Annotated in this window: 14 protein-coding genes and 2 pseudogenes; 12 read left to right on the forward strand and 4 right to left on the reverse strand. The window is 72.3% G+C overall.

All coding sequences use genetic code 11. The features are described from left to right. Window positions 1-30: 30 nt before the first annotated feature. From AB0F91_RS33240 to AB0F91_RS33265, 6 genes and pseudogenes are all read left to right on the forward strand, one after another. On the forward strand, window positions 31-561 hold the full coding sequence (locus AB0F91_RS33240) for a MarR family transcriptional regulator (RefSeq protein WP_360603983.1): 531 nt from the start codon (window positions 31-33) through the stop codon (window positions 559-561). Between the two features lie 100 nt (window positions 562-661). Then, a pseudogene (gene pgsA, locus AB0F91_RS33245) lies at window positions 662-1,261 on the forward strand (phosphatidylinositol phosphate synthase); the annotation flags it as partial. 182 nt (window positions 1,262-1,443) lie between these two features. Then, window positions 1,444-2,361, forward strand: coding sequence for a phosphatidylinositol mannoside acyltransferase (locus tag AB0F91_RS33250; RefSeq protein WP_360603985.1), 918 nt, complete (start codon window positions 1,444-1,446; stop codon window positions 2,359-2,361). Between the two features lie 17 nt (window positions 2,362-2,378). After that, the gene (locus AB0F91_RS33255; RefSeq protein WP_360604187.1) at window positions 2,379-3,524 is read left to right on the forward strand and encodes a glycosyltransferase family 4 protein; all 1,146 of its coding nucleotides are present in this window, start codon (window positions 2,379-2,381) and stop codon (window positions 3,522-3,524) included. Further along, window positions 3,521-4,009 carry an NUDIX hydrolase gene (locus AB0F91_RS33260; protein ID WP_360603987.1) on the forward strand — a complete coding sequence of 163 codons (489 nt, stop codon included), beginning with the start codon at window positions 3,521-3,523 and terminating at the stop codon, window positions 4,007-4,009. The genes AB0F91_RS33255 and AB0F91_RS33260 overlap by 4 nt, the downstream gene beginning before the upstream one ends. Window positions 4,010-4,044: 35 nt before the next feature. Beyond that, on the forward strand, window positions 4,045-4,557 hold the full coding sequence (locus tag AB0F91_RS33265) for an XdhC family protein (RefSeq protein WP_360603989.1): 513 nt from the start codon (window positions 4,045-4,047) through the stop codon (window positions 4,555-4,557). A gap of 27 nt (window positions 4,558-4,584) precedes the next feature. On the opposite strand, the gene AB0F91_RS33270 is transcribed toward AB0F91_RS33265, so the two are convergent. After that, entirely contained in the window at window positions 4,585-6,696 is a 2,112-nt protein-coding gene (locus tag AB0F91_RS33270; RefSeq protein ID WP_360603991.1) for an elongation factor G-like protein EF-G2, read from the reverse strand. A 393-nt stretch (window positions 6,697-7,089) separates the two neighbouring features. On the opposite strand from AB0F91_RS33270, the pseudogene AB0F91_RS33275 reads away from it, so the two are divergent. The 3 genes and pseudogenes from AB0F91_RS33275 to AB0F91_RS33285 form a co-directional block, all read left to right on the forward strand. Next, window positions 7,090-7,383, forward strand: a pseudogene (locus AB0F91_RS33275) (FAD-binding protein); the annotation flags it as partial. Window positions 7,384-8,156: 773 nt separating this feature from the next. Continuing rightward, entirely contained in the window at window positions 8,157-8,273 is a 117-nt protein-coding gene (locus AB0F91_RS33280) for a BBE domain-containing protein (protein WP_360603993.1), read from the forward strand. Between the two features lie 57 nt (window positions 8,274-8,330). Further along, window positions 8,331-9,296 carry a DUF5937 family protein gene (locus tag AB0F91_RS33285; protein ID WP_360603995.1) on the forward strand — a complete coding sequence of 322 codons (966 nt, stop codon included), beginning with the start codon at window positions 8,331-8,333 and terminating at the stop codon, window positions 9,294-9,296. Between the two features lie 5 nt (window positions 9,297-9,301). On the opposite strand, the gene AB0F91_RS33290 is transcribed toward AB0F91_RS33285, so the two are convergent. Continuing rightward, the gene (locus AB0F91_RS33290; RefSeq protein WP_360603997.1) at window positions 9,302-9,622 is read right to left on the reverse strand and encodes an AzlD domain-containing protein; all 321 of its coding nucleotides are present in this window, start codon (window positions 9,620-9,622) and stop codon (window positions 9,302-9,304) included. Beyond that, window positions 9,622-10,317 carry an AzlC family ABC transporter permease gene (locus AB0F91_RS33295; RefSeq protein ID WP_360603999.1) on the reverse strand — a complete coding sequence of 232 codons (696 nt, stop codon included), beginning with the start codon at window positions 10,315-10,317 and terminating at the stop codon, window positions 9,622-9,624. The genes AB0F91_RS33290 and AB0F91_RS33295 overlap by 1 nt, the downstream gene beginning before the upstream one ends. A 70-nt stretch (window positions 10,318-10,387) precedes the next feature. Here AB0F91_RS33295 and AB0F91_RS33300 point away from each other — a divergent pair, with 70 nt between their 5' ends. Then, window positions 10,388-10,951, forward strand: a complete 564-nt coding sequence (locus AB0F91_RS33300) for an XRE family transcriptional regulator (protein ID WP_360604189.1) — start codon at window positions 10,388-10,390, stop codon at window positions 10,949-10,951. A gap of 25 nt (window positions 10,952-10,976) precedes the next feature. On the opposite strand, the gene pdxS is transcribed toward AB0F91_RS33300, so the two are convergent. Further along, window positions 10,977-11,891: a pyridoxal 5'-phosphate synthase lyase subunit PdxS gene (gene pdxS, locus AB0F91_RS33305; RefSeq protein ID WP_360604001.1), complete on the reverse strand. Its 915-nt coding sequence runs from the start codon at window positions 11,889-11,891 to the stop codon at window positions 10,977-10,979. A 455-nt stretch (window positions 11,892-12,346) separates the two neighbouring features. Between pdxS and pdxT the strand changes: the two genes are divergently transcribed. Next, window positions 12,347-13,006, forward strand: a complete 660-nt coding sequence (pdxT, locus tag AB0F91_RS33310) for a pyridoxal 5'-phosphate synthase glutaminase subunit PdxT (protein ID WP_360604003.1) — start codon at window positions 12,347-12,349, stop codon at window positions 13,004-13,006. Window positions 13,007-13,066: 60 nt separating this feature from the next. Continuing rightward, entirely contained in the window at window positions 13,067-13,822 is a 756-nt protein-coding gene (locus AB0F91_RS33315) for a YebC/PmpR family DNA-binding transcriptional regulator (RefSeq protein WP_360604005.1), read from the forward strand. Window positions 13,823-14,093: the final 271 nt, after the last annotated feature.

The raw sequence follows: 14,093 nt of genomic DNA on the forward strand, positions 1-14,093 counted from the left end.
TGAGCCCTCAATCAGGGGTAACATGGAGGTATGTCCGAACCTCGCTGGCTTTCCGACGACGAGCAACGCGTCTGGCGCGACTTCTCCCAGGCCGCCGCGCTGTTGCAGGCGCACCTCGAAGGCCAGCTGCAACACGACTCGGGCATGCCGCACACCTACTACGAGGTCCTGGTCGCGCTGTCGGAGGCCGACGGGCGCCGGCTGCGGATGAGCGAGCTCGCCGAAGCTCGCGGCTCCTCGCGCAGCCGGCTCTCGCACGCCGTGGCGCGCCTGGAGGGCAAGGGCTGGGTGCGGCGCGAGTCGTGCCCCACCGACAAGCGCGGCGCGTGGGCGGTGCTCACCGACGCCGGGTTCGCGGCGCTCGAGACCGCCGCCCCCGGCCACGTCGAGGCCGTGCGCGAGAGCCTCTTCGACCGGCTGACGCCGAAGCAGGCTGAGCAGCTGGGCGAGATCAGCTCGGCGATCCTCGGCGGCCTGCGGCCCCAGTGCGCGGCCGCGATCGCGGCCGAGGAGGCGGGCGAATTCGTGGCGCCGGTCGTCGAACTGCCGAAATCAGGCTGATCGCCCGGCGGGTCGCGGGGCGGGACGTCGGCCCCGTGCCGGCGGGTCGATAGGCTTTCGTGGCCCACCCACCCCCGAGCCAGGTGCACCAGACGACGAGATGCTCAACATTTTCGCCCGTGCCTCAGTCTCCCGCGTCACCGATCCGATCGGTCGGACGCTGGTCCGTGCCGGACTGACTCCGAACGCGATGACCGTGATCGGCACCGCGGGTGCCGTGGCGTGCGCGCTGGTCTTCTTCCCGCAGGGGCTCCTGCTGTGGGGAACCTTCACCGTGTGGGGATTCGCCATGCTGGACCTCCTCGACGGTGCCATGGCCAGGGCGCGCGGTTACGGCACCCCGTTCGGAGCCGTCCTCGACGCGACGTGCGACCGCCTGGTCGACGGCGCGCTGTTCGCCGCCATCGCGTGGTGGTGCTTCGTGGTCGACCACAACAACCGCGCGGCCGCGGCCGCCCTGATCTGCCTGGTGCTCGCCCAGGTCATCTCCTACGTGAAGGCCCGCGCCGACGCCTCGGGCCTGGAAGCCGACGGCGGCCTCGTCGAGCGGGCCGAGCGGCTGATCATCGCGCTCGTCGGCACCGGCCTGCACGGCCTGGGTGTGCCTTACACGGTGGAGATCACGCTCTGGCTGCTCGCCGTGCTGTCGGTGATCACGCTGCTGCAGCGCGGTGCCGCCGTCGCGAAGGCCGCACGAGCCGTGGCCGAGCAGGCCAAGCCGGCTGTGCAGACCGAGCAAGTCAAGCCGGCCGTGCAGACCGAGCGGGCCAAGCCGGCCGAACAAGCCGCGCAGACCGAGCAAGCCGCGCAAACCGAGCAAGCCGCCGCCGCTAAGGCCGAGCAGGCCACGACCGGCGACGTGCAGACAGGTGGGGCGCAGCCGTGAGCGCGCTGTCCCAGCGGCTCGGCGAGTTCGGCTACACGGCGGGCTGGCAGCTCGCCCGCCGGATGCCCGAGCTCATGGGGACGGCGGTGTTCACGCTGGGCGCCGACCTCGCCACCCGCCGCGGCGGCGGCGGCGTGCGCCAGCTGCGCGCCAACCTCGCGCGGGTCGTGCCGCAGGCCGACGAGACGGAACTCGACGAGCTCGTCCGCCGGGCCATGCGGTCGTACGCGCGGTACTGGTACGAGACGTTCCGGCTCCCGTCGATGGACCGAACCGAGGTGATCTCCAAGGTCGGCGCCGCGATCACGGGTGTCGAGAACATCGACGCCGCCCTCGCCGAGGGCAACGGCGCGGTGATCGCGCTGCCGCACAGCGGGAACTGGGACGCGATCGGGGTGTGGCTGGCCGACCGGCTCAGCGGGTTCACCACGGTCGTCGAGCGCCTGAAGCCCGAGTCGCTGTTCAACCGGTTCGTGGCCTACCGCGAGTCGCTCGGGTTCGAGATCGTGCCGCTCACCGGTGACAGCGCGGCGATGCGCCTGCTACTGAAACGCCTGCGCGAGAACAAGGTCGTGTGCCTCGTCGGCGACCGTGACCTCACCATGAGCGGGGTTCCCGTGCGGTTCTTCGGCGAGCACACCCGCATGCCCGCCGGCCCGGCGCGGCTCGCCGCCACGACCGGGGCCGCGCTGTTGCCCGTCGGCTCGTGGTTCAGTGAGGACGGCTGGCAGGTCCGGGTGCACCCGCGCATCCGGGTGACCGCCCGCGCCGAAGTGCCCGCCGCCACCCAGGCGCTGGCCGACGTGTTCGCCGGCGACATCGCGGCGCACCCCGCCGACTGGCACATGCTGCAGAAGATCTGGCTCGCCGACCTCGAGGCCGCCGAGCGCGCCAGCCTCGAAGAAGTGGGCTGAGCGCGGTGGCGGGCGGGCTGAAGATCGGGATCGTGTGCCCCTACTCGTTCGACGTGCCGGGCGGGGTGCAGGGACACGTGATCGACCTCGCGCGGGCGCTCATCGCGCGCGGGCACCAGGTGTCCGTGCTGGCGCCGGCCGACGAGGACGCCGTGCTGCCGGACTTCGTGCACCCCGCGGGCAAGGCGCTCGGCATCCCGTACAACGGCTCGGTCGCGCGGCTGCAGTTCGGGCCGGTCTCCTACGCGCGGGTGCGGCGCTGGATCCGGGACAACGGGTTCGACGTGCTGCACCTGCACGAACCGGCTGCGCCCAGCCTGTCGCTGCTTGCCCTGAAGGTGGCCGACGGGCCGATCGTCGCCACTTTCCACACCGCGACCACGCGTTCGCGCACACTGGCGGCGTTCCAGCCTGTGCTGCGGCCTCTGCTGGAGAAGATCACTGCGCGCATCGCGGTGTCGGCGCTGGCCCGCCGGGTGCAGGTGGAGCACGCCGGCGGCGACGCGGTGGAGATCCCCAACGGCGTCGACGCCGAGTTCTTCGCCCGCGCCACGCCGCTCGACGGCTACCCGCGCGCGGGCGGCACGGTCGGGTTCGTCGGCCGGTTCACCGAACCCCGCAAGGGCATGGACGTGCTGCTGGAGGCGTCGCGCCGCCTGCTGCCGGAGTTCGAGGACCTGCGGCTGCTCGTGGTCGGGCGCGGCGATCCGGAGCAGCTGCGGCGCATGGCCGGCCCCGAGCTGTGGCCCCACGTCGAGCTGCTCGGCCAGGTCGACGACGCCACGAAGGCGCGCGCGCTGCGCAGCGTCGACGTGTACTGCGCGCCGAACACCGGCGGCGAGAGCTTCGGCATGATCCTCACCGAGGCCATGGCCTCGGGCACGCCCGTACTGGCCAGCGGGCTCGACTCGTTCCGCCGCGTGCTCGACGACGGCAAGGCCGGGCAGCTCGCGGCGACCGGCGACGCGGGCGCGCTCGCCGAAGGGTTGCGCGAGCTGCTCGGCGACCCGGCGCGGCGCGCGTCGCTCGCCGCTGCGGCAGGGGAGCGCGTGACGGCGTACGACTGGTCGGTCGTCGTCACCCAGGTCCTGCGCGTGTACGAGACCGCGATCGCCGCCGATCCGAGGTTGGTCGTCGCGGCGGAGCGGGAGTTCGTGCGGTGACGTGGCTCGCGTGGCTGATCCCAGTGCTGGCCGCGATCGTGGTGCTGGGCGGGCTTTTCCTCGTGGCGACGGCCAACCGCCTCGACCGCCTCCACGTGCGCATGGACGCCGGCTGGGCCGCGCTCGACGCGGCGCTGGCGCGGCGGGCGGTGGTCGCCCGAGCGGTGGCGGCGCTGCTGGACGGCACCGGCCCCGGCCTGCACGCCGCCGCCGAGCGGGCCGAGCGCGCGTCCCGCGCCGAACGCGAGGCCGACGAGAACGAGCTGACCCTGCGCCTCGGCGCCATCGACCGCACGGCGCTGCCACCGGCGCTGGCCGAGGAGCTCACCGACGCCGAGCACCGGGTGGTCATCGCCCGCCGCGTGCACAACGATGCCGTGCGCGACACCCTCGCCCTGCGGCGCCGGCGGAAAGTGCGGTACTTCAAGCTCGCCGGGACGGCGCCGCTGCCGGAGTACTTCGAGTTCGCCGAACCCGAGGTGTGACCGGATTTCCGGGTGACGGTGGCAGACTGAGGCGCATGACCGCCGAATCGGATGCCTGCGCCGTCGCCCACGGCGCTCCCGAAGCGAACCCCGACGCGCGGACCCTGGTCGCGGTGTTCGCGTCACCGGTGGCCCGGTACTTGCTGAGCTACGCCGCCGACCTGGGCTACCACACCGTGCTGTTCGAGCCGGACGCCGCGCGCGCCACCGACGTGGAGTCCGCGTGCTACATCCGCACCGCGATGCCGGCCCTCGACAAGACCGCGGACGTCGTGGTGACGGACCACCACCGCGCCGAGCTGGGCCCGGTATTGCGCGACGCGCTCGCGCAGGATGCCCGCTGGGTCGGCGTGCTGGGCAACCCGCGCCACAAAGGGCCGCACGTGTCGGCGCTGACGGCGCTCGGCGTGCCGGCCCCGGACATCGCGCGGGTGCACCGCCCGGTGGGGCTGAACATCGGCTCGCGCAAGCCGGCCGAGATCGCCATCGCCGTGCTGGCCGGCCTCCTCGCCGACCGCAACGACAAGCCGGGTGGTTTCGAGTTCTGAACCTCCGTGTTCAAACAGGCACCGTGCTCACGTAGGCACCGCCGCCCCTTCCGGCAGCGGTTCGAACCGGGCGTGGACGCGGGTGAAAGTGGCGGTGCCCGACGTCAGCGAGCGCAGATCGATCGCGTACCGCAGGAGTTCCGCGGCGGGCACCTCGGCGTTGATGACCGTCCTGCCGCCCTCGCCCGACTCGGTGCCGAGGACCCGCCCGCGCCGGGACGACAGGTCACCGAGGACGGTGCCCAGGTGCTCGTCCGGGAGCGTGACGGCGACGGTGTCCAGGGGTTCCAGCAACGTGATCCGGCTGGCGGCCGCGGCTTCCCGCAGAGCGAGCGCCCCGGCGGTCTGGAACGCCGCGTCCGACGAGTCGACGCTGTGGGCCTTGCCGTCGACGAGCGTCACGCGCACGTCGACGACCGGGTGCCCGTCCACGAGCCCGCGCTTGAGCTGCGCGCGCACGCCCTTCTCGACGCTCGGGATGAACTGGTGCGGCACCGAGCCGCCGACGACCTTGTCCACGAACTCGAAACCGCTGCCGCGCGGCAAAGGTTCCACTTCGATGTCGCACACGGCGAACTGGCCGTGACCGCCGGACTGCTTGACGTGGCGGCCGTGGCCGCGGGCGGGTTTGCCGAACGTGGCGCGCAGGCTGATGCGCACCGGTTCGGTGTCCACGTCGGCGCCGCCGGCGCGCAGCCGTGACAGGACAACGTCGGCGTGCGCCTCGCCCATGCACCAGAGCACGAGCTGGCCGGTCTCGGCGTTGCGGTCGAGCCGTAGCGTCGGGTCGCCGGCCACGAGGCGCGACAGGTTGCGCGAGAGCGTGTCCTCGTCGCTGCGGGTCTTCGCGATGATGGCGACCGGCAGGAGCGGCTCGGGCATGCGCCAGGGTTTCATCACCAGCGGGTCGTCCGGCGACGAAACGGTGTCGCCCGTTTCCGCCGAGCCGACCTTGGTCAGCGCGCACAGATCGCCCGCCACGCAGTAGGGGACTTCGCGCAGCGCGGAGCCGAGTGGCGAGTACAGATGCGCCACGCGTTCGTCGGCGTCGTGGTCCTCGTGCCCGCGTTCGGCGAGGCCGTGGCCGGAGACGTGCACCGCGTTCTCCGGTCGCAGCGTCCCCGAGAACACCCGGACGAGCGACACGCGGCCGACGTAGGAGTCGACCGCCGTGCGCACGACCTCCGCGGCGAGCGGTCCCGCGGGGTCGGCCGTGAGGTCGCCGTGCGGGCCGCCGTCGGGGGTCGTGACGCCCGGCAGGGTGTGCTCCAGCGGGGACGGGAACGCGCGCACGATCCCGTCGAGCACTTCCGCGAGCCCGAGGCCGCTCGTGGCGCACACGGGGATGACGGGGTGGAACGACCCGCGCGCCACGGCCGTCTCGAGGTCGGCGATGAGCGTGTCCTCGGAGATCTCCTCGCCGCCGAGGTAGCGCTCCATGAGGGTCTCGTCCTCGCTCTCGGCGATGATGCCCTCGATGAGCTCGTTGCGGGCGTCTTCAAGCCCGGCGAGGTCGGCCGGGTCGGGCTCGCCGATCCGCGGCGGGTAGCCGGCGGAGTAGTCGAAGTAGCGCTGGGTGATGAGGCCGACCAGCCCGTCGCGAGCCGGCAGGTACAGCGGCAGCACGCCCGCGCCGAACGCCGCCTGGCAGGCGGCGATCTCCGCGAGCGCGTCGGCGCGGTGGTGGTCCAGACGCGAGACGATCACGGCCCGGGGCATCCCGACCGACGCGCACTCCTCCCACACGGCGACCGTCGCGGCGTCGACGCCTTCGGCCGCGCACACCACGAACAGCGCGGCGTCGGCGGCACGCAGCCCCGCGCGCAGCTCCCCGACGAAATCGGCGTATCCCGGAGTGTCGATCAGGTTGATCTTGTGGCCCTGGTGCAGCACCGGCGCCACCGACAGTCCGACGGACCGCTGCTGGCGCACGGCGGCCGGGTCGTGGTCGCACACCGTGGTGCCCTCGACGACCGAGCCGGCTCGCGGGACGGTGCCCGACGCGGCGAGCAAGGCCTCGGTGAGGGTGGTCTTCCCGGATCCCGAGGGCCCCACCAGCACGACGTTGCGCACCTGGGCGGGGTCGGCCACAGCGACGGCGGCCCCGGTGTCGGTACTCCTGCTCTGTTTGTCGGCCATGGCAACTCCTCGGCGAACGGCTGGTGTACGCGATGTGTCCTCGATCACACACCCGCTACCCTGGGCAGGGCAAGGCAGGGCCGGGGGGACCACGCGTTTGCTCCTCGGCGGGATCCGGCCTCGGGCCGGGCGAGGGGAGCGGGATGACGATCAACCGGCGCACGTTCCTGTGGGTGTCCGGGGCGGCGGTACCGGTGGCGGCGGGCCTGGGGGGCCGCCGCTCCGGACACGGCGCCGGGCCGGTGGGCGGCCCTTCGGCTGCGGCTTTCGGGGGCGTTGCTGGTGCCCGGCGACGCGGGGTACGAGGCGGCTCGCCACGGCTATTTCACGCTGTACGACCACCACCCGGCGGCGATCGCCGGCTGCGTGAGTGAAGCGGACGTGCAGGCGTGTGTGGACTTCGCCTCGCAGCACGACATCCCGGTGGCCGCGCGCTCGGGCGGGCACAGCTACGTCGGGTACTCCACTGTGGACGGCGGCCTGGTGGTGGACGTGGGGCGGCTCGACGGGATCCGCGTCCTCGACCACGGCCGGGCCGTGGTGGGTGCGGGCGCTCGACTGGGGCCCGTGTACCAGGCGCTCGGGTCGGCGGGCCGGGCGCTGGCGGCCGGCATGTGCCCGACCGTCGGCGTCGTGGGGCTGACGCTCGGCGGGGGTGTCGGTGTGCTCGGCCGCAAGCTCGGGCTCACCTGCGACCAACTCGAGTCGGCGCGGGTCGTGACGGCCGACGGGGTGGCGCGCACGGTGTCCGCGCACCAGCACGCAGACCTGTTCTGGGCGTTGCGCGGCGGCGGGGGCGGTAGCTTCGTCATCGTCACGTCGTTCACCTTCCGGACCGCCGAGGCGCCGGACCTCACGTCGTTCAGCCTGCAGTTCCCGCCCGAGACGGCCGCGACGCTGTTCGCCGAGTGGCAGGACTGGCAGCCGCGGATGCCCGACGAGCTCTGGTCCGACCTCGGGCTCGGCGCCACGGCGGCGAACTTCGGCGGCTGCTTCGTGGGGCCTCGCAGCCGGCTGAAGGCGATCCTGGACGACTTCGTCCGCCGGGTGGGTGCGGCACCGGTGAAGCGTGAGGAGCCGGAGACCGATTTTCTCGGCGCGATGCGGTACTTCGCCGGCTGCACGGACCTCGCGGGTCCGGCGTGCGGCACCGGCAAGATCGGGACCGCGGCGTACGTGGCGACGTCACGGATGCTGATGCGCCCGGCGCGGGATCCGGCCGCGGTCGTCGCGCTGCTGAGTGAGGATCCGGAGTCTTACACCTCGTGGACGGTGGCGGCGGCGCGATCGTGCGCGGCGACTCGGCTTTCCCGCACCGCCGGGCGCTCGCGAGCTTCCAGTTCACCCACGGGCTGGAGCACGCGACCGAAACCGCGGCGAGGCGCGCGATCGGGCGAATTCGCGACCGGCTCGGGCCGGAATTCGGCACAACCGGTTACGGCAACTACCTCGATCCGGAAATGCCGGACTGGGGTCAGGCGTATTACGGCGGGAACCTGCCCCGGCTGCGTGCCCTCGCCCGTCGCTACGATCCGGACCGCGTGTTCGCCTTCCCCCAAGGGGTAACCCCGGCCTGACTGTCCACAACGGATTGTTTGACAATTCTCCGATTCCCGTTTTCGAGGAGGAGGAACGTGCTGGAGCTGGCGTGGTCGGCGGACGAATTGGCGCGAACGCGGCTCGCGTTCTCCCCGTTGTGGGAAATCGTGGCGAGCGTCCGGGTGCTGGCCCGGCCGGGGGAACACGCGCTCCACTTGCCGTGGGTGCGCAAGGCGTCGGGCGCGCTGGCCGACGCGGGGATCGACGTCACGCCGCTCGCCGATCTCGTCGCCGGCCGTTCGGTGCCGCGTTTCCTCACGCCCACTCCGGCTTCGCCCGTGCCGCAGCTAGCCGACGAACTCGCGGACCTGCGCGACGTCGTCCCGCGCGCGGTGCGGCGCGAGCTGGAGGCGATGGACCCGCCGCGCTCGGCCGCGCTGACCCGCCTGCATCGCCACCCGGAGACGGGGCTCGACCGGCTCGCGGGACTGATGGAGCGGTATTGGGCGGTGGCGCTGGCGCCCGCGTGGCCGCGCATGCGGGCCCTGCTGGAAGGCGACGTGCTGCACCGCTCGCGCCTGCTCGCCGCCGGCGCGCCGGAGGACCTGTTCCACGATCTGGCGCCCGCCGTCCACTGGGCCGAGGGCGCGCTGATCGTCGCGCAGCGGCACGTGCCCGCCACCGGCGCGCCGCACGGCCACGGGCTCGTGCTCGCGCCGTCGGTGTTCGTCTGGCCGCGCGTGATCTCGCGGACCCACGCGGGTCGCCAGCCCGTGCTGCGCTACCCGGCCCGCGGCGTCGCCGGCCTGTGGGAAACCGGCGGTACCTCGTCGTCGGCCGCCCTGCGCGGGGTGCTCGGGCGCAGCCGCAGCACGCTCCTCACTTCACTGACGACGCCGGCCGGCGTCGACGAGCTGGCGCGCCGCACGGGCCTGAAGCAGGGCGTCGTCGCGAAGCACCTTCAGCTCCTGCGCGCCGCGGGCTTGGTCGCGGCGGCCCCCGACGGCGTCCACTGCCGCACGGTCGCCGCCGACGCCATGGTGACCGCGGCCGACGACTGAGGCGCTCAGGGCACCCCGACCAGCCGCAGCAGTGCCGCCGTCGCCGCGGCGGCCACGACCACGGCCACGAACGGGGCCTTGCGCCACGCCAGCACACCGCCGACCAGCACCCCGGCCGGCCGGGCGATCCCGGCGAAAGTGTGCCCTTCCGTCAGCGCGCTCGTCGCGACCAGCGCGGCGAGCAGGACGACGGCCGACAGCGCCATGAGCCGCTCGGCGCGAGCGGAGAGGTGCACGCGCGTGCGCAGCACCGGCCCGGCGAAGCGGAAGGCGAATGTGCCCGCCGCGAGGACCACCGTGGCGATCAGGAGTTCGACGCCGTCCATCAGCGGGCTCCTTCCTGCGTTTTCGGTTCCTTGGCCGCCACGCCGACGAGCACGCCGGCCAGCGCCAACAACACCGGGAGGCCCGCGGGCAGGAACGGGGTCGCCACCAGGGCGACCACCACGCCCACGGTGACGGGCAGCCGGGTGGCGCGTTCGCGCAACGACGGCAGCACGAGGGCCAGCAGCACCGCCGGGAACGCGGCGTCCAGACCGAACGCGGCGGTGTCGCTGATCGCGGTGCCGGCGAAGGCGCCCGCGACGCAGCCGGCGTTCCACGCGATGAACAGGCCGGCGCCGCACGCCCAGTAGGCGGCGCGGCGACGCCCGGAATCACGCTGGCCCAGGGCGAAAGCCACCGACTCGTCGATCATCAGGTGGCTGCCGGCGACGCGGGCGGCCCACTTCGAGCCGAAGACGTCGCCGATCGCGAAGCCGAAAGGTAGGTGCCGCGCGTTCACCAGCAGGCCCGCGACCACCGCGGCCAGCGGGTTGCCGCCGCCGGCGATGATGCCCACCAGCATGAACTGCGAAGCACCCGCGAAGACCAGCACCGACAGCAGCATCGGCGCCCACAGCGGGAAGCCCGAGCTCACCGCGATGGCGCCGTAGGAGACGCCCACGAGGCCGTCGGCCACGCAGACGAGTGCGACGTCCCGGGTCAGCTCCCGGTCGAGTGTTCGCCAAATCGAACGCATAGTGCCTTATGCTGAACACAGGACCCGGTGTTCGTCAAGGCGAACGAAAAGACTGATGGAGCGAACACAGATGTCGCAGGAGACCAGCGGTGCGCCGCTGGAGATCATCGCCGCGTCGCTGCGGCGCGAGCGCACCCGCGCGGGCCTGTCGCTCACCGAGGTCGCGCGCCGCGCCGGCCTGGCGAAGTCGACGCTCTCGCAGCTGGAATCCGGCTCGGGCAACCCGAGCGTGGAGACGCTGTGGGCGCTCGGCGTGGCGCTCGACGTGCCGTTCTCCCGGCTCGTGGAACCCGAACGGCCCCAGGTCCGCGTGATCCGCGCGGGCAAGGGGCCGACGGTGTTCGCCGAGCACGCCGACTACGCGTGCACGCTGTTGTCCGCGTGCCCGCCCTCGGCGCGCCGGGACATGTACGTGATCCGCGCGGAGCCGGGCACTCCGCGCAGGTCGGACCCGCACATGAACGGCGTGGTCGAGCACATCGTGATCTGCGCCGGACGGGCCCGCGTCGGCGTGCGCGACGACCCGGTCGAGCTGCTGCCCGGCGACTACATCTGCTACCCCGGGGACGTGCCGCACATCTTCGAGGCGCTGGAGCGCGGCACGTTCGGGGTGGAGATCTCCGAGTACTCGTGAAAAATCGGTGGTGAGATCCCCGGGCTTACCAGCCGCGCTCGGCGAGGCGGTGCGGCTCCGGCAGCTCCTCGACGTTGATGCCCACCATCGCCTCGCCCAGGCCGCGTGAGACCTTGGCCAGCACGTCGGGGTCGTCGTAGAAGGTCGTCGCCTTGACGATGGCCTCGGCGCGCTGCGCGGGGTTGCCGGACTTGAAGATGCCCGAACCGACGAACACGCCTTCGGCGCCGAGCTGCATCATCATCGCCGCGTCGGCCGGGGTCGCGATGCCGCCCGCGGTGAACAGCACGACCGGCAGTTTGCCGTTCTGGGCGACCTCCTTCACCAGCTCGTACGGCGCCTGCAGTTCCTTGGCCGCGACGAACAGCTCGTCCTCGGGCAGGGAGGACAGCTTGCGGATCTCGGCGCGGATCTGGCGCATGTGCGTCGTGGCGTTGGAGACGTCGCCGGTACCGGCCTCGCCCTTGGAGCGGATCATGGCCGCGCCCTCGGTGATCCGGCGCAGCGCCTCGCCCAGGTTGGTCGCGCCGCAGACGAAGGGGACGGTGAAGGCCCACTTGTCGATGTGGTTGGCGTAGTCGGCGGGCGTGAGCACCTCCGACTCGTCGATGTAGTCGACGCCGAGCGACTGCAGCACCTGCGCCTCGACGAAGTGGCCGATGCGGGCCTTCGCCATGACGGGGATCGAGACGGCCTCGATGATGCCGTCGATCAGGTCCGGGTCGCTCATGCGCGCGACGCCGCCCTGGGCGCGGATGTCCGCGGGCACGCGTTCGAGCGCCATCACCGCGACCGCGCCGGCGTCCTCGGCGATCTTCGCCTGCTCGGCGGTGACCACGTCCATGATCACGCCGCCCTTGAGCATCTCCGCCATGCCGCGCTTGACCTTGGCGGTGCCGGTGACGGACTGGGGTTCGGGGGTGGTCTGCTGCTCGGACACCTCGGGGCCTTTCTCGGGGACGGAACTCCTGCGGTTCCGAGCGTAGGGGCGCGGTGGACCGGTGAACCAGGCCAGTGCCCGGCTATCTCGGCAGTCCACTTTTCGGGTGGCCGCCACCTGCGGTTCCGGCCGTCGCGGGGCGGTGTCGGCCGCGTCACGTGCCGCCGGATCGACGCTGACCTGCACCGGGACCGGCGGGGTATCCTGGCGGTACCGGTGGGGGACGACCACGCGGATTCCCGTCGTTGTCCGGCCCGCGGGCGTCGTGAGCTTCGGCAAGATCCCCCTCGAGGGTGCCACTCGGCGACGTTTCGGGAAGGCCACTTGCCGGCGCCGGGTCAGGTGGCCGGCGCGGTCCCTCGGGTGGGTGACAGCCGGCCGGCCGCCCGCTGACCTGGCCGGAAGGCCCGCGGGGTGTCCCCCTAAGCTGAGCAGAACGTCTTTCGGGAGGTCGGGTGGCGACAGCTTCGGGAGCACGGCCGACGGTCGGTGTGCTCGCCTTGCAGGGCGCCGTGCGTGAGCACGTCGCGATGCTGGAGCGCGCGGGCGCGCACGCCGTGCCTGTGCGCCGTGAGGCGGAACTGTCCCAAGTGGACGGCCTCGTGCTCCCCGGCGGGGAGTCCACCACCATGTCGCGGCTGCTGGAGAGCTTCGAGCTGCTCGAGCCGCTGCGGGCGCGGATCGCGGACGGGATGCCCGCCTTCGGCTCGTGCGCCGGGCTGATCCTCCTGGCGCGCCAGGCGCTCGACGGACGCCCGGACCAGCAGCAGCTCGGCGGGCTCGACGTGGTCGTCCGGCGCAACGCGTTCGGTCGGCAAGTCGACTCGTTCGAGGTGGACCTCGACTTCGCGGGTGTCGAAGGCGGACCCGTGCACGCGGTCTTCATCCGGGCCCCGTGGGTCGAGAAGGCGGGGGCGGGGGTCGAGGTGCTGGCCACCGTCCCGGCGGCGCTCGTGTCCGGAGACTCAGTGCCCGAAGACCCCGCGGCCGGCGAGCCCGAGGCTAGGATCGTCGCGGTCCGGCAGGGGTCGGTGCTGGCCACGGCGTTCCACCCGGAGATCACCGGGGACGAGCGGGTGCACCGGTTGTTCGTCGAGCTCGTGCGAGAAGCCTGAGCAGGGATTGCGGCGTGCGCGCGACGCGAGTCGGGGGCACGCGGAACAAATGGAGGAAAGATGAGCGGCCACTCCAAGTGGGCCACGACGAAGCACAAGAAGGCCAACCTCGACGCGAAGCGTGGCAAGCTCTTCGCCCGGCTGATCAAGAACATCGAGGTGGCCGCCCGGACCGGCACCGGAGGTGGGGACCCCGACGGCAACCCCACCCTCTACGACGCCATCCAGAAGGCGAAGAAGAACTCGGTCCCGCAGGACAACATCGAGCGCGCGCGCAAGCGCGGCGCCGGTGAAGAGGCCGGTGGCGCCGACTGGCAGAACATCACGTACGAGGGCTACGGGCCCAACGGCGTCGCGGTGCTGATCGAGTGCCTCACCGACAACAAGAACCGAGCCGCCATGGAGGTCCGGACCGCGCTCACGCGCAACAACGGCTCGCTGGCCGACCCGGGCTCCGTCGCCTACATGTTCAACCGCAAGGGCGTCGTGATCATGCCCAAGGGCGAGGCGACCGAGGACGACGTGCTCATGGCCGTGCTCGACGCGGGCGCCGAAGAGGTCAACGACCTCGACGAGAGCTTCGAGATCGTCTCCGAGGGCGGCGACCTGGTGCCGGTGCGCAAGGCACTGCAGGAGGCCGGGTTCGAGTACGAGTCGGCGGAGCTCACGTTCCTCCCGACGGTTTCGGTGCCGCTGGACGTCGACGGCGCGAAGAAGGTCTTCAAGCTGATCGACGCGCTCGAGGACTGCGACGACGTGCAGAACGTCTATGCGAACTTCGACGTGTCCGACGAGGTCATGGCGTCCGTCGACTGATGATGCTGGTGCGGCGCGGAACGTCTATGCACTGTGTCGGGTTCCGTGTGTCCGACGAGGTCATGGCGTCCGTCGACTGATGATGCTGGTGCGGCGCGGAACGTCTATGCACTGTGTCGGGTTCCGTGTGTCCGGCGAGGCCATGGTTTCGGTCGGCTGATGACGTTGTTGCGGCGCGGAACGTCTATGCACTGTGTCGGGTTCCGTGTGTCCGGCGAGGCCATGGCGTTCGTCGACTGACGACGTTGGTGCGGCGCGGAACGTCTATGCA

Source organism: Amycolatopsis sp. NPDC023774 (assembly GCF_040639695.1).
Classification (GTDB): Bacteria; Actinomycetota; Actinomycetes; order Mycobacteriales; family Pseudonocardiaceae; genus Amycolatopsis.